This window comes from Stenotrophomonas sp. FR010 (assembly GCF_047520755.2).
GTDB lineage: Bacteria > Pseudomonadota > Gammaproteobacteria > Xanthomonadales > Xanthomonadaceae > Stenotrophomonas > Stenotrophomonas sepilia.
In genome coordinates this window covers 97,595-117,267 of sequence record NZ_JAXBQT020000002.1, presented here as the reverse complement: position 1 = coordinate 117,267, position 19,673 = coordinate 97,595, and the positions used below count along the sequence as shown (strand labels likewise).

Genomic DNA, 19,673 nt, shown 5'->3' with positions numbered 1-19,673 from the left:
ACACGCTGGGCACGCATGCAGCTGCTGGCACGCCCCCGCAGGCCCGAAGCCCTGCCGCAGCGACTGGACCGTCATCGCATCTACGTGCTACCGACACGCTTCGGCCTGTTCGTCGCCACCCTGCTGTCGGCGATGCTGCTGGGCGCATTGAACTACAACAACAACCCGGCCCTGCTGCTGGCGCTGCTGCTGGCCGCGGCAGCGATCGCCAGCGCCATCGCCGCGCACCTGCAACTGTCCGGCATACAGATCGATGCAATCTCCGCCGAACCAGTACCGGCCGGGCATCCCCTGCGCCTGCGCGTGGACCTTTCGTTGCGCGACCCGCGCGCGCGCCACGGGCTGCACCTGCAGCTGGGCGCGAGCGAGGCCTGGGTCGCACTGCCTGCACACGGTCGCGGCGAAGTGGAGCTGGATGTTCCCAGCGAGCGCCGCGGCTGGCTGGAACTGCCCCGCATCCGCCTGTCGAGCACGCAGCCGCTGGGACTGGTGCGGGCATGGTCGTGGGTGTGGCCGGAGCAACCGCTGCTGGTCTACCCGCTGGCCGAGGCCCAGGCACCGCCCCTCCCTGAAAGTGGCAGCGATCCCCTGCACACCCGCGCCCACGCCACGGGCGAAGAGCTGCATCAGCTGCGCCCCTATCGTGCCGGCGATGCTCCGCGCAGCATTGCCTGGAAACACTCGGCGCGCCGCGACAGCCTGCTGGTACGCGAGTACGAGAAGCCGATCGGCATCGAAGTGGTGCTGGATTGGCGCACGCTGGCAGCGCTGGGCCATGAAGCGCGCATCGCACGCCTGGCACGCTGGGTCGACATGGCCGAACGCGAAGGCCGTCGCTATACGCTGCTGCTTCCGGCCCATCCGCCGTTGGGGCCCGGCCAGGGTGCCAGCCACCACCACCTGTGCCTGCGCGCACTGGCATTGATGCCCCATGACTGAGCCTGCCGTCCTGCTCGACCGCAACGCCCGCAGCTGGACCCTGGCCAGCGCAGCGCTGGCGCTGCTGCCACTGCTGCTGCAGCTGCCGCCGGTGCTGGCCAGCGTGATCGCGATCGCCGCCGTGCTGACCGCTGCGCTTTCATGGCGGCGGCTGCTGCCGATGCCGGTCCGCCTGTTGCTGGTGCTGGCCATGCTTGCCGCCATCGTCTGGCAGATGGGCATGGTGCGGCCGGGCCGCGATACCGGCTGCGCATTGCTGGCAGCGATGCTGGCGATCAAGTCCAGCGAGCTGCGCAACCTGCGCGATGCGCGCAGCCTGCTGGGCTTCGCGTTGTTCTCGCCATTCGCGGCCTTCCTGCTCGACCAGGGGCCGCTGACCACCGGGCTGGCAGCGCTGGCCGCAGTTGCCGCACTGCTGGCCCTGCAACGCCTGGCCCTGGACGAGGGCCACAGCCCTCGCCTGCCGCTGCGCGGACAACTGCGTGGCGTCGGCCGCCTGCTGGGGATCGGCCTGCCACTCGCGCTGGCCTGCTTCTGGCTGTTCCCGCGCTTGTCCACGCCGCTGTGGGGCGTACCCGAGCGAGCGGTGGGCACACCGGGCCTGGCTGACAGCATGGCGCCGGACCAGTGGCTGGACCTGATGGCCGACGACACCCCGGCGTTGCGCGTGCAGTTTTTCGGCGCGGTGCCCGAGCCTGCGCAGCGCTACTGGCGCGGCCCGGTGCTGACGTCGTTCGACGGCCACCGCTGGAGCCGCGATCGCGCGACGGCCGGGCGCCCCGCACCGGTAGTCGAAACCGCCGCACAGGGTTGGGACTACCAGATCGACTACGAGCCCACCGACCGTCGCCTGCTGGTGGCACTGGACCTGCCCAGCCGCGCACCGGAGGGCAGCAGCTTCGATGCCGACATGAGCCTGCGCAGCGACCGCACGCTGTCCGCGCTCAGCCGCTGGCGATTGCATTCGGCGCCGCCGCAACGGTTCGACACCGATCTGTCGCCCTACCTGCGCCGCGCGGCGCTGCAGCTTCCGCCGGGCTTCAATCCGCGCACCGCCCAGCTCGCGCGGCAATGGCGGCAGGAGGCCGGCAGCGATGACGAGGCCATCGTCCGCCGTGCGCTGCAATGGATCACCCGCGACTTCTCCTACACGCTGGATACACCGGTGGCGGGGCGCGATCCGGTCGACGATTTCCTGTTCAACTACAAGGCCGGCTTCTGCCAGCACTTCAGTTCGGCCTTCGTAGTGCTGATGCGCAATGCCGGCATTCCGGCCCGGGTGGTGACCGGCTTCGCAGGCGGCACCCGCAACCGCATCGGCGACTACTGGGTGGTGCGTCGCATGGATGCCCACGCCTGGGCCGAAGTCTGGCTGCCGCAACGCGGCTGGGTGCGGGTCGACCCGACTGCCGCCGTGGCACCCGAACGCATCCTGGACACCCTGGACGACCGCCTGCAGGCCGGCACCGATACCCCACTGCAACAGCGCTGGCTGCAGCTGGGGCAGATGGGTGACTGGCTGCGCCGCGGCTGGAACGACCTGGTGCTGTCCTTCGATGCACGCCGCCAGCAGCAACTGCTCAAGCCGTTCGGGCTGGATGACCTCGGGCCGGCGCAGCTGGTGACCGGATTCGTGGTCGCCGCCCTGCTGGCACTGGCGTGGATGGCCTGGCTGCTGGCCCGCGGCGAGCGCGAGCGCGACCCGCTGCTGCGCGCCTGGCACCGGCTCGGGCGGCGGTATGCGCGCCTTGGCCTGGCCCGCGAACCGCACGAAACCGCACAGGACTGGGCACAGCGGGTTCACCGGCAGCGACCCGACCCGACCCTGCTCGCGCTCAGCCAGCGTTTCGCCGACGCGCGCTACGCTGGAACTTGCACCGACCTCGCTTCATTATTGCGGGACCTGCGCAGGCATCGCCCGACTTCCGGAGCCTCCCCATGAACACCAAGTTCCTCCTCACCGCTGTGGCCACGCTGGCCCTGTCGGCCTGCGCCACGGCCCCCAAGCCGCTGCAGGGACAGTTCAGCCTGGTTTCCCCGCGCGACTCGGTCGCCACCCAGCAGGTCGGCACGCCGGTCCGATGGGGCGGCCGCATCATCGAGACCAAGCCCGGCCAGGGCGAGACCTGCTTCCAGATGATCTCGCGCCCGCTCAACGCCAGTGGCCGCCCGAACACCACCTCGTCCGACGCCAGCGACGGCCGCTTCATTGCCTGCCGCGCCGGTTTCTACGACCCGGCCGTGTTTGAAGCCGGGCGTGACGTGACCTTCATCGGCAAGATCGACGGCTACCAGAACACCCGCATCGGGGACTACGACTACCGCCTGCCGAAGCTGTCGGCCGATGTGATCTACCTGTGGCCGGAACAGCGCCAGGTCGATGTGGTGCCCTACCCCTATGGTCCGTGGGGTCCGGGTCCGTGGGGCCCGTACTGGGGTGGCTACGGCCGTTGGGGCTGGTGGTGATCGCCCCCCAGCCCGCATGATCGGAAAAGGCCGCCTTCGGGCGGCCTTTTTCATCCACGCATGCGTGGACAGGGCTTCAGCGCCCCGGCGTACCGAAATGCCCCAGCGGCGCGCCGGCCAGCAGGTGCATGTGGATGTGGAACACGGTCTGCCCGGCATGTTCGCGGCAGTTCATCACAATGCGGTAGCCGTCCTGCGCGAAACCCTCGCGGCGCGCGTATTCGGCAGCGGCCAGGGCCAGCTTGCCGACCAGGTGCGCCTGCGACGGCTGCAGGTCGTCCAGGGTCGGGATGATCTCGTTCTTCGGAATGAACAGTACGTGCACCGGCGCCTGCGGTGCGATGTCCTTGAAGCCCAGCACCTCGTCATCCTCATAGACGATGGTGGCCGGGATCTCGCGACGGATGATCTTGCTGAAGAGGGTTTCGTTGCTCATGGTCGGCCTCGGCGGGAGTGTCTTCCGCATTGTAGGCCGGCCGCGCCGGGTGATGCCCGGGTGGTACTCAATCGCGGAATTCGCTGCGCGTCCCGAACGCGTGCGACAGCGTGCCGCGGTCAACGTATTCAAGCTCGCCGCCAAGCGGCAGGCCCTGTGCCAGCCGGCTGGGCTGCACCTTGCGCGCGCGCGCCAGCTGCGCAAGGTAATGCGCGGTGGCTTCGCCTTCGACGGTGGCACTGGTGGCGATGATCAGCTCCTGTACCTCACCTTCGGCCAGCCGCTGCTCCAGCTGCTCCAGGCCCAGCTCGCGCGGGCCGACGCCATCGAGCGGCGACAGCCGGCCCTGCAGCACGAAGTAGACACCGCGAAAACCCGTCGCGTTCTCGATCGCGAGACGATCGGCCGGCGATTCGACCACGCACAGCTGGCTGCGCTCGCGGCTGCTGTTGGCACAGGTCGGGCACAGCTCGGTTTCGCTGAAGTCGCGGCACTGCGCGCAGTGGCCGATACGCTCCACCGCCAAGGCCAGCGTTTCGGCCAGGCGCTGGCCGCCTTCGCGCTCGCGCTCGAGCAGGTGGTAGGCCATGCGCTGCGCCGTCTTCTGGCCTACGCCAGGCAGCACCCGCAGTGCGTCGATCAGTTGTTCAAGCAGGGGTGCGGACACGGCGGCATGCTTTGATGGCGCCGAGCGAGCTCGACGGCTACAGATTCTGTGGCACCCGCTTGCACGGATGCCACGCTGGCAATCAGAACGGCAGCTTCATGCCCGGCGGCAGCTGCATGCCGGCGGTGGCCGAACCCATCTTCGACTTCGACTCGGCATCGATCTTGTTCGAGGCATCATTGAAGGCGGCGGCGATCAGGTCTTCCAGCATCTCCGGGTCGCTGGTCAGCGACGGGTCGATGCGCACCTTGCGGCATTCCTTGGCGCCGGTCAGAGTCACGCTGACCATGCCGCCGCCGGCACTGCCGGTCACTTCGATCCTGGCGATTTCTTCCTGGGCCTTCTGCAGGTTTTCCTGCATCTTCTGGGCCTGCTGCATCAGTTGGGCGATATTGCCGCGCATAGTGTCTTACTCGTCAAAAGAACGGATGGAATCGGAAACAACCCGGGCACCGTGCTGTTGGATCAGCACCTGCACTTCCGGGTCGTCCATGAAAACGGCCTCTGCCACCCGCTGCCGCTCGCCACGCTGGCGGTCGGCACGCTGATGCAGGGTCTCGGCCGGAACGTGTTCGGTTTCCACGGTCTCGACCACGATCTTCGGCGCCTGGCCAAGGGCCTTCTCCAGCATCTCGCCCAGGGCAGCCAGCGCGCGCTCCGAGCGCAGGTACTCAAATCCGGGCGAAAGGCCCAGTTTCAAGGTCCCGTGCTGGCAGCTGATGAAGGCGGCGTTGGCAGCCAGCTGCCGCGAGGGGCCGCTGAGACCGCTGTTGGCGACCAGGTCCAGCCAGTCTTCGGCAGTGGCCAGCTCGCTGACACCTTCCTGCGGTGCGGCCTCACGCGCCGGAGCCGATTCGGCCGGCGCAATGGCAATACCTTCGGCGCGGAACGAACGCTCCGGCGGCGCAGGCTCGCCTGGATCCGCGGCGGGAGCCGGCGGTTCATGCCAGGGCGCGACCATGGCGGCATCCGGGCCGGCCATCTCGGCCGCCAGAGCCCCATCCCGCGCCTCGGCTTCGTCGGTGGCCCACGGCGGCAGGTCATCGCTTGCCTCTGCAGCGATGGCAGGCGCCAGCGCCTCGGCCTTCACCGGCGGCGGTGACACGGGCTCTTCCACCGGAACCGGCTCGGGTTCAGGCGTCGGATCCGGCTCCGGTTGCGGGGCCGGCTCGGGTTCGGGTTCAGGTTCGCGCGGTGCAGCCGCCGGAGCGGCCACCTGCGCCGCCACGGCCGGGCTGGCCGAAGCGACGGCAGCAGCCGGCGTCGCTTCATGGCTTCCGGCATGGGCGCCACCACCGGCAGCGTTGCCACCCGGCGTGCCTCCCACCGCACCGTCGACGGCCTTCGGCACCGGCGGTACCGCTGCGGCCGGGCGGAACGCCAGCATGCGCAGCACCGCCATTTCAAAGCCGGCGCGCGGGCTCGGCGCCAACGGCAGGTCGCGTCGACCATTCAGGGCCATCTGGTACCAGAGCTGCACCACTTCCGGGCGCAGGCGCTCGGCGAATGATGCGACATCCAGGCCTTCCGCGACGGCGGCACCCGGCACCAGCTGCTGCACCTGGATGCGGTGCAGGCCTTCGGCGAGCGCTTCCAGCACGCCACTCCAGTCCGGCGAGAATTCGGCCAACGCGGCCACCACCTGCAGCAGGCGCGAGCCATCGCCCTCGGCCAGCGCATCGAGCATCGCCGCCACCTGGGTGCGATCCACAGTGCCCAGCATGGTGCGCACCACATCCTCGCGCAGCGCGCCGCCGGCATAGGCGATCGCCTGGTCCAGCAGTGACAGGCCGTCACGCAGGCTGCCGTCAGCGGCCTTGGCCAACTGCACCATGGCGCTGCCGTCGGCCTCGATCTCTTCCGCCGCCAGGATGCGGGTCATCTGGCCCTGGATCTGGTCTTCGTCCAGGCGCTTGAGATTGAACTGCAGGCAGCGGCTGAGCACGGTGACCGGCAGCTTCTGCGGGTCGGTGGTGGCCAGCAGGAACTTCACGTGCTCCGGCGGCTCTTCCAGCGTCTTCAGCAGTGCGTTGAACGCCGCCTTGGACAGCATGTGCACTTCGTCGATCAGGTAGACCTTGTACTTGCCGCGCGAGGGCATGTACTGCGCGTTCTCGATCACCTCGCGCACGTCGTCCACGCCGGTGTTGGACGCAGCGTCGATTTCCAGCAGGTCGATGTAGCGACCGGCGTCGATGTCCAGGCAGGCGGCGCACTGGCCGCACGGGTCGGCGCTGGTGCCCTGCTCGCAGTTGAGCGACTTGGCGAAGATGCGCGCGATGGTGGTCTTGCCCACGCCACGGGTACCGGTGAACAGGAACGCGTGGTGGACCCGGCCGCTGTCCAGCGCATTGCTGAGCGCACGGACCACATGCTCCTGGCCCACCAGCTCGGCAAAACGCTTCGGACGCCACTTGCGGGCAAGGACGAGATAGGACATCAGGCCACCGTTTTCCATCGGAAGTTCCATTGTGCCATGCCTGTCCAGCCCCTTCGCCAACATCGACCCCGTATGTGTTGCCTGGCCGGGGTGCTTGTGTCCGGCCGCGCCGCCCGCTAGAATCTGCGCCCCTGCTGAGGCGTTTGCCGATGGCAGGATCCGGAGAGGTGTCCGAGTGGTTGAAGGAGCACGCCTGGAAAGTGTGTAAGCGTCTAAACCGCGCTTCGGGGGTTCGAATCCCCCTCTCTCCGCCAGACAAACGCAAAGGGCCGCCCACAGGGTGGCCCTTTGCGTTTGTCTGGCGGATGGGATGGGTGGTGAGAAGCCCCGCCGGGGTTCGACGGTTCTGCAGGAGCAGAACCGGACAGCCGCAGGCTGGTCCCGGGGCGCAACGCGCATCGGGATCGGGTGCAGGGATGCACCCGACAATCCCCCTCTCTCCGCCAGATAAATGAAGAAGCCGCCCAGTGGGCGGCTTTTTTATTTGGCTGGCGGGAATCGCCGCAGCTACTACCGGACTGAACAGGTCTTGCCGTCGTGGCCGGTCCAACGGCCCGCCCGCCGACGGCGCGCAATCCGCCGCAGGTCATCTGCGCCGGAGCGGTCTCCGCACGCAGGCGCCGACGAACGCCAGCCCCAGCAGCACCCACACGACCGTCATTCCCCACAGCGCACCGAACGTATCCAGGACCGGCTCCAGCCGCGGTTGCGCCGGGTCGTAAAGCACGCGTACCGGCTGCCCAGGCTCATAGCCGAAGATCATGCCGCCCTGCGGGTACGAGACGCGTTGGCCGGTCGCGGTGGTGAACGCGACCTGCGGATGCGATCCGCCGGCGTTCAGGCGCTCAACCTGGCCATCAACGGCCTGCGCGACCTCCAGGAACTCAAGACGATGTGTCACCTCGAAGGCGGCCACGGCAAGGATCAACAGACCCACCACGCCAAACAGCAGACCGCGCATCAACTGGGCAGTCCGGAAAAAAGAAGGGTCGGGCATCGCTGGGCAGCTCCGTTGCAGGCGGGAAGACGAATGGGGCCGGCGGATCCTGCCGCGCGGTCACTCCCGTTGCCCGACAGCATAACCCAGAGGCCACCCAGCCCCCTCCGCACGCTATGGTGGCTGCATGAGCCTTCGTGTCTACCAACCCGCCGACGCACGCGCCTGCCTGTCGATCTTCGACAGCAACGTACCCACCTACTTCGCGCCCGAAGAGCGCAGCGACTTCGAACGCTTCCTGCGCGAGCAGGCCACGGGCTGTGCATTCCAGGTGATCGAGCGCGATGGAAACGTCGTCGCCTGTGGTGGCCTCTCGCGCCGTGGCGACGGCAGCGCCGGCTTCTGCTGGGGCATGGGGGGGGGCGCGCGGGCCCCCCCCCCCCCCCCCCCCCCCCCCGCCAAGGGCTGGGCCGCACACTGGCACTCGCGCGCCTGCGCCAGGCCGAAGCGGATCCCTCGATCAAGCGCATCGCGCTCAGCACCAGCCAGCACACCCAGGGCTTCTATGCCGGCCTGGGTTTCCAGGTGGCGCGCATCGTGCCCGATGGGCATGGCGCCGGGATCGACGCCGTTGAAATGGAGCGGGAGCTCTAGCGCTCCCGCCCCTGCCATCCGCGCAGGGCGTGGTTCTACCGCCCGCCTGCTCCCTCAGAACCCGACGCGCAGGTTGATCTGCCCGCCGACATCGCGGCGGCCATCGCCATGCTGGCCCTGCACGAACATCGACAGCTGGCTGTTGCGGCCGAGGCCGACCGCCACACCCACCTGGCTGACCAGGGCATTGCGTGCCATCACCGCGCTGTAGACATCGAAGGCGTCGCCGCCCACCGCGAAGCGGTTGCGGCTGGCCACATCGGTGTCACCCGAGGCATGCTGCCAGCCCAGGCCGACCGTGAGCTGCGCCGGGAAGCGCTCGCCGCTGCCCACGTCCCAGCGCCCACGCACGCCCACGGTGCTGACATTGAGCGTGTCCTTGCCGCCTTCCAGCACCAGTGCCGCGCTGCCGCCCTGCTCCACCGCACGATCGCTGTCGACCCAGTGCTTGGTGAACTGCACATAGGGCTGCAGCTGGGTCCTGCCGTGGGTCCATGTCCAGCTGCCTTCCACCTGGGCGATGGTCACATCGGAATCCTGGCGGCTGTACAGGGTCTGGCCCAACAACGGCACTTCACGCGTGGTGCGCGTCCGGTAGTCACCGCGCGACACGCTGCCGCCAACCGCGAAGCCGTTGTTCCACTGTCCCTGTGCATACAGGCCGAACGTGTGGCCACGCAGGCGGGCCCGCGAGCTGCGATCATACAGCCGCGTATCCAGCCGTTCGTTGCCGGCCGCTGCACCCAGCACCACATGCTCGCCCAGCTGCCAGTCGACACCGGCCATCAGCGCATTGCGATTGGCGCGGATCTCGTCGCCATTGCCGTCGCCATCCTGCCTGAACACCTTGCCGCTGCCGGCCAACCAGGCCGAAGCGCGCTCGCCACGCACGGTCGGCAACTCGCTGCCGAGTCGCTGGCGGATGCCTTCTTCCAGGTAGTTGTCGTACAGCAGCACCGCGCGGCTGGCCGCGTGCACTTCACCAGAGAGCTGGTCGAACGCGCTGCGCGCAGTGCCGGCGTCATAGATCAGCACCGTGTTGTACAGGCCCAGCGCCGCGCCACTCTGCGGCAGGCTGTCCAGCGCCGCGGCGGTGTTGTACTGGTTGCGCGTGTTGGCCACGGTGGTGAACGCTGCGGTCTGCGCCACGTCGATCTGCAGGTTGGCCGTGTTGGCGGTGTAGACCGGGGTGATGGTCAGGAAGGCCGACGGCGAGGTTGCCGAGGCGACCTGCCCACTCACGCCACCGCCCGCATTGACCACCGTGTACTGCTGGCCCTGCTGGTAGCTGGTGCTCGGCGAAATGGCATTCACCCGCACGGTGCTGCCGCCCACATTCGCGCTGCCGCCGACCTGCACCGTGTCGCTGCCGGTGGCGCCCAGGTCGATGCCCAGCGTGCTGCCCGGTGACAGGTTCAGATTGCCGCCCACCGTGATCGTGCCGGTGCCGTTGCCTGCACCACCGCCATTGCCCGGCCCATTGCCCGGCGACAGCACGCCGCCGCTGGACACCGTCACGCCACCGCCGGTACCCCCGATGGTGCCGGTGCCGGACAGGTTCGTGCCGCTGCCGATGGTCCACTGTCCGCCGATGTTGCCGGTGACATTCAGGCCGCCGCCGGTGACCTGGCCGGTGCCGCTGAAGCCACCACTGTTGCCGCCCAGATTCAGCGTGCCCGGGCCGGCCTGCACGATGCTGCCACCGCCGGTGATGCTGCCGCCAAGCGTGGTGGTGCCACCGGTATTGATGACCAGGCCACCGTTGTTGGTGATGTTGCCGGTGATCGCGCCGCTGGCTCCACCATTGCCGACCTGCACGGTGCCGCCGGCATTGATGGTGGTACCCCCGGTGTAGGTGTTGTTGCCGGTCAGCGTGAGGGTGCCGGTGCCGGCCTGGGTCAGGCCGCCACTGCCGCTGATGGTGCCGCCCACCGTGGTGTTGCCGCCGACGTTGAACACGAGGCTGCCGTCGTTGGCAACGTTGCCGGTGATCGCACCGCTGGCGCCACCATCGCCGACCTGCAGCGTGCCGCCGGTGTTGATGGTGGTGCCGCCGGTATAGGTGTTGTTGCCGGCCAGGATCACGGTACCGGTGCCCGCCTGGGTCAGGCCACCGCTGCCGCTGATGGCGCCGCCGACGGTGGTGTTGCCGCCCACGTTGAACACCAGGCTGCCGTTGTTGGTGACGCTGCCGCCGATCGCACCGGTGGCGCCGCCATTACCCACCTGCAGCGTGCCACCCGTGTTGATGGTGGTCGGGCCGGTATAGGTGTTGTTGCCGGTCAGGGTCAGCGTACCGCTGCCGGCCTGGGTCAGGCCGCCACTGCCGCTGATGGTGCCGCCCAGCGTGGTGTTGCCGGCCACGTTGGACAGCAGCGTGCCGTTGTTGGTGACATCACCGACGATTGAGCCCGTTGCCCCGCCATTGCCCAGCTGCAGCGTACTGCCGGCGTTGATGGTCGTGCCGCCGGTATAGGTGTTGGTCCCGGTCAGCAGCAGCGTACCGCTGCCCGCCTGGGTCAGGCCGCCGCTGCCACTGATGGTGCCGCCCAGCGCGGTGTTGCCGGCCACGTTGGAAATCAACGCGCCATTGTTGGTGATGTCGCCAGCGATGGCGCCGGTCGCGCCGCCGTTGCCCACCTGCAGCGTGCCGCCGGTATTGATGGTGGTCCCGCCGGTGTAGGTATTGTTGCCCACCAGGGTCAGCACACCGCTGCCGGCCTGGGTCAGGCCACCACTGCCGCTGATCGCACCGCCGACCGTGGTGTTGCCCGCAACGTCGAACACCAGGCTGCCGTTGTTGGCAACGTTGCCGGTGATCGCGCCGGTCGCACCGCCATTGCCCACCTGCAACGTGCCACCGGCATTGATGGTGGTGCCGCCGGTATAGGTGTTGTTGCCGGTCAGGGTCAGCGTGCCGCTGCCGGCCTGGGTCAGGCCGCCACTGCCGCTGATGGTGCCACCGAGCGTGGTGTTGCCGGCCACGTTGGATACCAGCGCGCCGTTGTTGGTGATGTCGCCGACGATCGCGCCGGTCGCACCGCCGTTGCCGATCTGCAATGTGCCACCGGCATTGATGGTGGTACCGCCGGTGTAGGTGTTGTTGCCGGTCAGCACCAGCGTGCCGCTGCCGGCCTGGGTCAGGCTGCCACTGCCGCCGACTACACCGCCCACGGTTGCCGTGGTGCCGAGGTTGTAGACCAGGCTGCCGTTGTTGGTGATGTCGCCCAGCACCGAACCGGTGCTGCCGCCGTTGCCGATCTGCAGCGTACTGCCACCGTTGATGCTGGTGCCTCCGGTATAGGTGTTGTCGCCGCTCAGGGTCAGCGTGCCGGTACCGCTCTGCACCAGGCCGCCGGTACCACTGAGCACGCCGGCGAAGGTCGTGCTGCCGTTGTTGCCGCCGGTAGTCAGGGTTGCACCGCCCAGCACCACGCTGGAACCGGTCACGCCAGCGAGGCCTCCGATGCTCTGGCTGCCACCGGCACTGATATCCAGCGTACCGGCACCGGCCAGGTTGACCGTGCTGGCACCGGACAGGCTGCCACCGGCCGCCACCGCCAGCGTGCCACTGTTGATGGTGGTGGCACCGGTATAGGTACTCGCACCGCCGAGGGTGACCGTCGCCGCGCCATCCTTCAGCAGGCCGCCAGCGCCGCTGATCGGGCCGTTCAAGGTCAGTGCGTTGCTGCCGCCCAGAGTCAGCGTGCCGCTGGCCAGCTGCACGGTGTTGGCCAGCGTCAGCGCGCTGGTGCCATCCAGGCTGGCGTTGCCGCCTACGGTCAGCGCACCGGTTCCCAGCGAACCGTCGTTGCCCAGTAGCAGGCCACCGGCATTGAGGGTCACGCCGCCCGTGAAGACGTTGACGCCAGTCAAGCCCTGGATGCCTGCGCCGTTATTTACCAGCCCCCCTGCACCTCCGATGGTGCCGGCGAACGTGGTATTGCCCACGCCATTGAGGGTCAGCATGCTGCCACCCAACGCCACTGAAGAGCCTGCCACGCCTGCCAGCGAACCGATCGCCTGCGCGCCCCCCGCACTGATGTCGAAGGTGGTACCGGCGTTGGCCAGGTTCACCGCACCCGTCGCAGCGAGGCTGCCACCGGCGCCGATCGCCAGCGTGCCGGCGTTGATGGTGGTGCCACCGGTGAAGGTGTTGGTGCCGGTCAACGTCTGGGTACCGGAGCCTTCCTTGATCAGCCCACCGGAGCCGGCCACCGAGCCACTGAACGTGCCATTGGTGGCGTCTCCGATCGTCAGCGTGTTGGCGCCCAGATTCACCGTGCCGTTGCCGATCAGGGTACCGAACTGCTGCGTGCCGCTGCCTGCCGACAGATCGAAGGTCGCCCCCGAGGCCAGGTTGACGATGCCACTGGCGTACAGGCTCGCGCCCGCACCCAGTGCCAGCGTACCAGCGTTGATGTTGGTGCCGCCGGTATAGGTGTTGGTGCCATTCAAGGTCAGCGTCGCGGCACCCTCCTTGGTCAGGCTGCCGGTACCACTCAGGTTGCCGTTGAGGGTGAGGTTGTTGCTGCCCAGGACGGTCAACGCATTGCTGAGGATGAAGTTGTTGCCGAGGATGACCGCAGTGTTCGAATCGAGCGTCGCAGCGCCTCCGACCGTCACCGTACCGGTGCCCAGCGCAGCATTGTTGCCGACCACCAGGCCACCGGCGTTGAGCGCCACGCCACCGCTGAAAGTGTTGGCGCCATTGAGCGTCTGCACGCCCGCACCGTTCTTGATCAGGCCGCCACTGCCGCCGATCACACCGCTGAAGGTGCTGTCCACGGTGCCGCCCAGGGTCAGTGTGCTGCCGCCCAGCGCCACCGTGCTGCCTGCAACGCCGGCCAGCGAACCGATGGCCTGGTTACCCGCGGAGATGTCGAGCGTGCCCGCACCGGCCAGGTTCACCGCACCGGTTGCGGCGAGGCTGCCACCGGCACCGATTGCCAGTGTGCCGCTGTTGATGGTGGTCCCCCCGGTGTAGGTGTTGGCACCGCTCAGGGTTACGGTGGCCGCACCGTCCTTGATCAGTCCGCCCGTGCCGGAAATCACGCCCCCCAGCGTCAGCGCCTGGCTACCGAGCAGATCGAGGCTGGCACCCGCTGCCAGCCCGATGTTGTTGGCAAGGCTGACGCCGGTCGTTGCATCCAGCGTTGCGTTGCTTCCGACCGTCAACGCGCCGCTGCCGAGCGCAGCGCTGTTGCCGACCACCAGGCCACCGCCATTCAGTGCAACGCCACCACTGAACAGATTGGCGCCACCCAGCGTGAGGATGCCGGCGCCATTCTTGACCAGGCCACCGGTGCCGGAAATCGCGCCATCGAAGAGGCTGTTGCCCACACCACCGAGTATCAGCGTCTGTGCCCCCAGGCTCACCGTCGAGCCGGCCACGCCGTTCAACGATCCGATGGTCTGGTTGGCACCTGCGGTGGAGATGTCGAAGCCGGTGCCCGCAGCGCTCAGCGTCACCGCGCCGGTCGCGGCCAGGCTGCCGCCCGGACCAATCGCCAGCGTGCCAGCGTTGATGAAGGTGCCGCCGGTGTAGGTGTTGGCACCGGTCAGCGTTTCGATGCCCGCGCCCACCTTGGTCAGGCCACCGGTGCCTGCGATCGAGCCACTGAAGGTGCCATTGGTGGCGCCGCCGACCTCGATCGAGTTGGCACCGAGGTTCACCGTACCATTGCCGACCAGGGTGCCGAACTGCTGCGTGCCGCTGCCGGCAGACAGATCCAGCGTGGCACCCGTGGCGAGGTTCACGGTACCGCTCGCCGCCAGGCTGGCACCGGCCCCCAGCGCCAGCGTGCCGGCGTTGATGTTGGTGCCACCGCTATAGGTGTTGGCGCCGTTCAAGGTCAGCGTCGCGCTGCCATTCTTGGTGAGGCTGCCGGCCCCGGACAGGACGCCGTTGAGCGTCAGTGCATTGGTCCCGAGCACGGTCAGCCCGGCGTTGAGCGCGATGTTGTTGGCCAGCGTTGCCAGGCCGGTGGTATCCAGCGTGGCGGCACCACCAACAGTCAATGCGCCAGTGCCCAACGCTGCATCATTGCCAAGCACCAGTCCGCCCGCGTTGAGCGTTACGCCGCCGCCAAACGTGTTGGCACCGGACAGCGTCTGTACGCCCGCGCCTGCCTTGATCAGACCGCCGCCGCCACTGATCACGCCATCGAACGCGGCGTTGCCGGCCGTACCGAAGGTGAGCGAATTGCCGCCCAGCGCCAGGGTGCTGCCACCCGCACCGTTGAGCGCGCCGATGGTCTGGCTGCTGCCGGCACCGGAAATATCAAAGCCAGCGCCTGCACCCAACGTGACATCACCCGCTGCAGCAAGGCTGCCGCCCGCGCCCAGCGCCAGCGTGCCGGCATTGATGGTGGTACCGCCGCTGTAGGTGTTGGCACCGGACAGCGTCAGCGTGGTGGCACCATTCTTGACCAGGCTGCCATTGCCGCCGACCACGCCCGACAGCGTCAGCGCATTGCTGCCCGGCAACGTCAGTACGACGCCCGAGCCCAGCGTGACCGCATTGCCGAGTGTCACTGCCGCGCCCGTGTCCAGCGTGGTGCTGGCATTCACCGCCAGCGCGCCGGTACCGAGCGCATCATTCGCACCGACCACCAGGCCACCGCCGTTCAAGGTCAGGCCGCCACTGAAGGTATTGGTGTTGTTGAGGGTCAGCAGGCCCGCACCGTTCTTGATCAGGCTGCCATCGCCGGCCACCACACCACCGAGGGTGAGATCGTTGCTGCCACCCAGCGTCAGCTGCGTACCGGCACCGAAGTTCACTGCGTTGGCCAGGTTCAGCGCCACGGTGCTGTCCAGCGTGGTCGTGCCACCAATGCCCAGTGCACCGGTACCGAGTGCGCTGGCGTTGTCGAGAATCAGGCCACCGTCGTTGAGTGCAAGGCCACCACTGAAAGTATTGGCACCGGACAGCGTCTGTACGCCCGCGCCTGCCTTGATCAGACCGCCGGTACCATCGATCACGCCGGCAAAGCTGCCACTGCTGGCGCCGCCAAAGGTCAACGACTGCGCGCCCAGCACCAGCTGGCTGCCTGCCACGCCGTTCAGCGCGCCGATGGTCTGCGCCGCACCGGCTGCGAAGATGTCCAGCGTCGCACCGGCACCCGCAAGATCCACCGCGCCGGCCGCGGCAAGACTGCCGCCCGCCCCCCAGCGCCAGCGTGCCGGCGTTGATGGTGGTGCCACCGGTGTAGAGGTTGGCGCCGGACAGAGTGAGACGGGCCGCGCCGTCCTTGATCAGCCCACCGGCACCGAATACCGGACCGGTGAGCGTCAGGTCATTGCCGCCCAGCACGGAGAGATTCGCACCGGCGGCCAGGCCGATGAGGTTGCCTACGGTGAGTGCAGACGTTGCATCCAGCGAAGCGTTACCGCCCACGTCCAGCTGGCCGGTACCCAGTGCCTGCGCATTGCCCAGCTGCAGCAGGCCCGCGTTGAGGCCGACACCCCCGCTGAAGGTGTTGGTTCCATTCAACGCCAGCGTGGCCGTACCATTCTTGACCAGGCTGCCAGTGCCACTGATGAGACCGCCCAGTGACACGTCCTGGCTGCCCAGCAGATCCAGCGCCGCGCCTGCCCCGAGGTTGACGTTGTTGGCGAGGTTCAGCGCTGCTGAACTGTCCAGCGTGGCAGTGGCGCCCACCGACAGTGCACCGGTGCCCAGTGCGCCGGCGTTCCCCAGGAACACGCCGCCGCCGTTGACGGTGAGCCCACCACCGAAGCTGTTGGCGCCGTTGAGGGTCAACGTGCTGGCACCGTTCTTCACCAGCCTGCCGGTACCGGACACCACGCCACCCAGCGTGATCGCCTGCGAGCCCGGCAACGACAGCGCCGCACCCGCGCCCAGGTCAACATTGTTGGTCAGGCTCAACGGGGCGCTGCCATCGAGCGTGACGTTGCCGCCGATGCCCAGTACTCCAGTACCGAGCGCGCCGCTGTTGCCCAGCAGCAGGCTGCCGGCGTTTGCGTTCAGTCCACCGCTGAAAGTGTTGGTGCCGTTCAAGGTCAGTGTCGACGCGCCATTCTTGACCAGGCTGCCGGTGCCAGTGATGTTGCCGCCCAGGGTCAGGTCCTGGCTGCCCGGCAGGGTCAGGGCCGCGCCGAGGTTGATCGCATTGCCCAGGTTCAGCGCCGCAGTGGCGTCCAGCGAGCCGTTGCCACTGACCGTCAGCGCACCGCTTCCCAGCGCACCGGCGTTGCCCAGCACCAGGCCACCGGCCGCAAGATTCACCCCACCGCTGAAGGTATTGGCACCGGTCAGCGTCTGCACGCCGGTACCCTGCTTGATCAGCCCACCGGTGCCGCCGATCACGCCGGCGAAGGTCTGGTTGGTGGCATCACCGAAGGTGAGCGTGCTGCTGCCCAGCGCCAGGGTGCTGCCCGCCACACCGGACAATGCACCGATGGTCTGGTTGCCACCCAGCGCGATATCCAGTGCGCTGCCAGCGCCGGCCAGGCTGACCGCGCCGGTCGCCGCCAAGCGCCCACCACTGCCCAATGCCACCGTTCCGGCATTCACCGCCAGCCCACCGGTGAACGTGTTCGCGCCGCCCAACGTCAGCGTGGCAGCGCCGGTCTTGACCAGGCTGCCGCTGCCGCCAATGACCCCCCCCAGCGTCAACGCGTTCGAGCCCAGCACATTGAGCGAACCACCGGCGCCCAGTGTGATGCCATTCCCCACGGTGAGCCCGGTGCTGGCGTCGAGCGATACCGCGCCGCCGACGTTCAGTGCGCCGGTTCCCAGTGCACCGCCGTTGCCCAGCACCAGGCTGCCGGCGTTGAGCGCCAGACCGCCGCCGAATGTATTGGCGCCGTTGAGGGTCAGTGACGATGCACCATCCTTGATCAGGCCACCCGCGCCGCTGATCACCCCGTTGAACGTCAGCGCCTGCCCGCCAAGCAGATTCAGGCTGGCACCCGATGCGAGGCTGACCGCATTGGTCAGCGCAAGCGCCGTGGTGCCGTCGAAGGTGGTGTTGCCGCCGACAGAGAGCGTACCGCTGCCCAGCGCGGCGGCATTGCCCAGCAACAAGCCACCGGCGTTGAGCGCAACACCGCCCGTGAGGCTGTTGACGCCCGACAGGGTCTGCACACCGGTGCCGACCTTGATCAGGCCGCCGGTGCCTGCGGCGAACGTGCCGCTGTAGCTGGTATTGCCCAGCCCGCCCAGGGTCAGGGTGTGGCTGCCGAGGTTGACCGAACCGCCGAGGCCGGCCAGCGAGCCGATGGTCTGGTCGGCCGCCGCCGAAAGATCCAGGCTGGTGCCAACGTCCAGCGAGATCGCACCGGTGGGCGACAGGCTGCCGCCTGCGCCCAGCGCCAACGCGCCCCCGGCCAGGTTGAAGCTGCCGCTCAGCGAATTGGCACCGTTCAAGGTCAGCATGCCCGCACCGTTCTTGGTCACGTTGCCGGCACCGGATATCGAGCCACTCAATGTCAGCGCATTGCTGCCCAGCAGGTTCAGCGAGCCCCCGCCATTGACCACCAGGTTGTTGCCCAGGGTGAAGCCTGCCGTCGTATCCAGCGAGGCGCTGCCACCGACGGTCAGGTTGCCGCTGCCGAGTGCACCGGCATTGCCCAGCAGCAGGCCGCCGGCATTGAGGTTGACGCCCCCGGAGAACAGGTTTGCGCCGCCGAGAGTAACAATGCCGGTGTTGTTGACCGTCAGCCCACCAGCGCCTGAAAGCACGCCATTCAAGCCGAACGCATTGGTCCCGGCCAGGGATAGATTGCCGCCGAGGTTGAACGCATTGGCCAGATTCAGACCGGCCGTGGAGGATGCGATGGCACCGCCGTTGGCCGTGAACAGCCCGGTGCCGAATGAACCGGCATTGTTGAAATTGACCAGGCCATCATTGAGCGTCGTCGGGCCGGATGCGCCCCATGCGCCCTGCAGGTTCCAGGTACCGCTGTTGACGGTGAGCTTCTGGAAGTTGAGGTACTGGTTCCAGCCGAGTGTGGTCACCGCTCCGCCGGTGCCTGACCCGGGACCGGCGGAACTGTTCTGCAGCACCAGCGCGTTGTTGCCCGCACCGCTGCCGGTACCCGCGTCGACCGTTCCCGCTGCCGCAACCTTCACCCCGGTAACACCCGTAATCACGCCGGCAAGGGCGGTGCCACCGCCGGCCACAACGCTGGAACCCGACACTGCGGTGAAGGTATTGCCGCCGGTTGAATCACCCAGATGAACGCTACCGTTGACCGCCCCCGCATTGAGGAACGTATTACCGCCAGAAGCGCCCAGGCCGACACGCCCGTCGATGGTGCCGGTGTTGGTCACATTGGCTGCCGCACCACCGTAGGTCACCACCGTGGTCGCGTCGGAAACGCTGCCCACACCGATCAAGGACGTGCTGATCAGGCCGGCATTGTTGATGGTGGTGGTGCCGTTGACGTTCTGTGCCACCAGCGCCTGTCCACCGAAGCCCAGCAGCGTTGCGATGTTGACGACGCCCTTGATCTGTCCACTGGCGTTGTTGTTGACGACGATCGCGCTGTTGTTGGCAGAACCATTGCCGATGACCAGGCCGGGCGAGGCAAGGACGATCGAGCTCGGATCAATCGTGCCATTGTTGTTGACCGTCACGTTGTCGCCGGTCAGCGTTGCTGCGTTGCCTCCGCCTACGAACGGCGGCGTACGCAGCAACGCACCCGCGGCGATGTTCAGCGTGAGGCCGCTGGTCGCGTTGGAGTAGTTGTTGATGTTGGTGGTGCTGTCGCAGTTTACGGTCGTGGTGCCCGTACACGCCGCGAATGCCGATCCGCTGGCCAGTGTGGCGGCCAATGCCGCCGCCAGCTGGTGCGCCCGCAATCGCGGCACCCGCCCTGCGCCGACCGCGCTTCCGCCGGGATTCCGGCTGACCTCCGAAGCAACCTGCATTACCCCAAGGGCGCGATTGAAAACCAGACGGTAAATGCGGTTCATCGGCAAATCTCCATGAAAAGACCGGATGGCACAGCTGGCAGGTTTTTCGAGACAATGCGGTCCACCCCTGCTCCCGATACGGGAACAAGGCCTGAAGGCATTAACTCCTGAAAATCTTCACATCTTCACGTGATCGCACCCCGGGACAGGTACGTCAGCGTGTCCCTCAAGGCGAAAACTCCCCGATTT

Annotated in this window: 8 protein-coding genes, 1 tRNA gene and 2 pseudogenes; 5 read left to right on the top strand and 6 right to left on the bottom strand. The window is 67.9% G+C overall.

Annotation, left to right across the window (positions count from 1 at the left end; translation table 11 throughout):
• The first annotated feature begins 15 nt into the window (after positions 1–15).
• Genes ACM0PK_RS02815 through ACM0PK_RS02805 form a run of 3 tightly spaced genes read left to right on the top strand, consistent with a single transcriptional unit; the run spans position 16 to position 3,405 of the window.
• Positions 16–939 (top strand): DUF58 domain-containing protein, encoded by a 924-nt coding sequence (locus tag ACM0PK_RS02815; protein ID WP_061480523.1) that lies wholly within the window; start codon positions 16–18, stop codon positions 937–939.
• Positions 932–2,881: a transglutaminase TgpA family protein gene (locus tag ACM0PK_RS02810; RefSeq protein WP_353761530.1), complete on the top strand. Its 1,950-nt coding sequence runs from the start codon at positions 932–934 to the stop codon at positions 2,879–2,881. Before ACM0PK_RS02815 ends, ACM0PK_RS02810 begins: the two co-directional genes overlap by 8 nt.
• Positions 2,878–3,405 (top strand): Slp family lipoprotein, encoded by a 528-nt coding sequence (locus ACM0PK_RS02805; protein ID WP_005415498.1) that lies wholly within the window; start codon positions 2,878–2,880, stop codon positions 3,403–3,405. Before ACM0PK_RS02810 ends, ACM0PK_RS02805 begins: the two co-directional genes overlap by 4 nt.
• A 76-nt stretch (positions 3,406–3,481) precedes the next feature.
• Here the strand turns inward: ACM0PK_RS02805 and ACM0PK_RS02800 are convergent, their stop codons facing one another.
• The 4 genes from ACM0PK_RS02800 to dnaX form a co-directional block, all read right to left on the bottom strand.
• The gene (locus ACM0PK_RS02800) at positions 3,482–3,841 is read right to left on the bottom strand and encodes a histidine triad nucleotide-binding protein (RefSeq protein WP_005415497.1); all 360 of its coding nucleotides are present in this window, start codon (positions 3,839–3,841) and stop codon (positions 3,482–3,484) included.
• Positions 3,842–3,908: 67 nt separating this feature from the next.
• Positions 3,909–4,508, bottom strand: coding sequence for a recombination mediator RecR (gene recR / locus ACM0PK_RS02795; protein ID WP_005415496.1), 600 nt, complete (start codon positions 4,506–4,508; stop codon positions 3,909–3,911).
• An 82-nt stretch (positions 4,509–4,590) separates the two neighbouring features.
• Positions 4,591–4,911, bottom strand: a complete 321-nt coding sequence (locus ACM0PK_RS02790; protein ID WP_019659509.1) for a YbaB/EbfC family nucleoid-associated protein — start codon at positions 4,909–4,911, stop codon at positions 4,591–4,593.
• A 6-nt stretch (positions 4,912–4,917) separates the two neighbouring features.
• A complete protein-coding gene (dnaX, locus tag ACM0PK_RS02785) occupies positions 4,918–6,948 on the bottom strand; it encodes a DNA polymerase III subunit gamma/tau (protein WP_414607211.1) in 2,031 nt (676 codons plus the stop codon).
• Positions 6,949–7,109: 161 nt separating this feature from the next.
• Between dnaX and ACM0PK_RS02780 the strand changes: the two genes are divergently transcribed.
• Positions 7,110–7,202 (top strand) — tRNA-Ser (locus ACM0PK_RS02780).
• A 332-nt stretch (positions 7,203–7,534) separates the two neighbouring features.
• Here the strand turns inward: ACM0PK_RS02780 and ACM0PK_RS02775 are convergent.
• Positions 7,535–7,945 carry a DUF3592 domain-containing protein gene (locus ACM0PK_RS02775; RefSeq protein ID WP_414607212.1) on the bottom strand — a complete coding sequence of 137 codons (411 nt, stop codon included), beginning with the start codon at positions 7,943–7,945 and terminating at the stop codon, positions 7,535–7,537.
• A gap of 127 nt (positions 7,946–8,072) precedes the next feature.
• On the opposite strand from ACM0PK_RS02775, the pseudogene ACM0PK_RS02770 reads away from it, so the two are divergent.
• Positions 8,073–8,539: pseudogene (locus ACM0PK_RS02770) on the top strand (GNAT family N-acetyltransferase).
• Positions 8,540–8,593: 54 nt separating this feature from the next.
• Here the strand turns inward: ACM0PK_RS02770 and ACM0PK_RS02765 are convergent.
• Positions 8,594–19,484: pseudogene (locus ACM0PK_RS02765) on the bottom strand (autotransporter-associated beta strand repeat-containing protein).
• Between the last annotated feature and the right edge of the window lie 189 nt (positions 19,485–19,673).

Bases quoted from the DNA above. Each gene is read 5' to 3' on its own strand.
- ACM0PK_RS02815 (WP_061480523.1), top strand. From the start codon at position 16: ATGCAGCTGCTGGCACGCCCCCGCAGGCCCGAAGCCCTGCCGCAGCGA.
- ACM0PK_RS02810 (WP_353761530.1), top strand. From the start codon at position 932: ATGACTGAGCCTGCCGTCCTGCTCGACCGCAACGCCCGCAGCTGGACC.
- ACM0PK_RS02805 (WP_005415498.1), top strand. From the start codon at position 2,878: ATGAACACCAAGTTCCTCCTCACCGCTGTGGCCACGCTGGCCCTGTCG.
- ACM0PK_RS02800 (WP_005415497.1), bottom strand. From the start codon at position 3,841: ATGAGCAACGAAACCCTCTTCAGCAAGATCATCCGTCGCGAGATCCCG.
- ACM0PK_RS02790 (WP_019659509.1), bottom strand. From the start codon at position 4,911: ATGCGCGGCAATATCGCCCAACTGATGCAGCAGGCCCAGAAGATGCAG.
- dnaX (WP_414607211.1), bottom strand. From the start codon at position 6,948: ATGTCCTATCTCGTCCTTGCCCGCAAGTGGCGTCCGAAGCGTTTTGCC.
- ACM0PK_RS02775 (WP_414607212.1), bottom strand. From the start codon at position 7,945: ATGCCCGACCCTTCTTTTTTCCGGACTGCCCAGTTGATGCGCGGTCTG.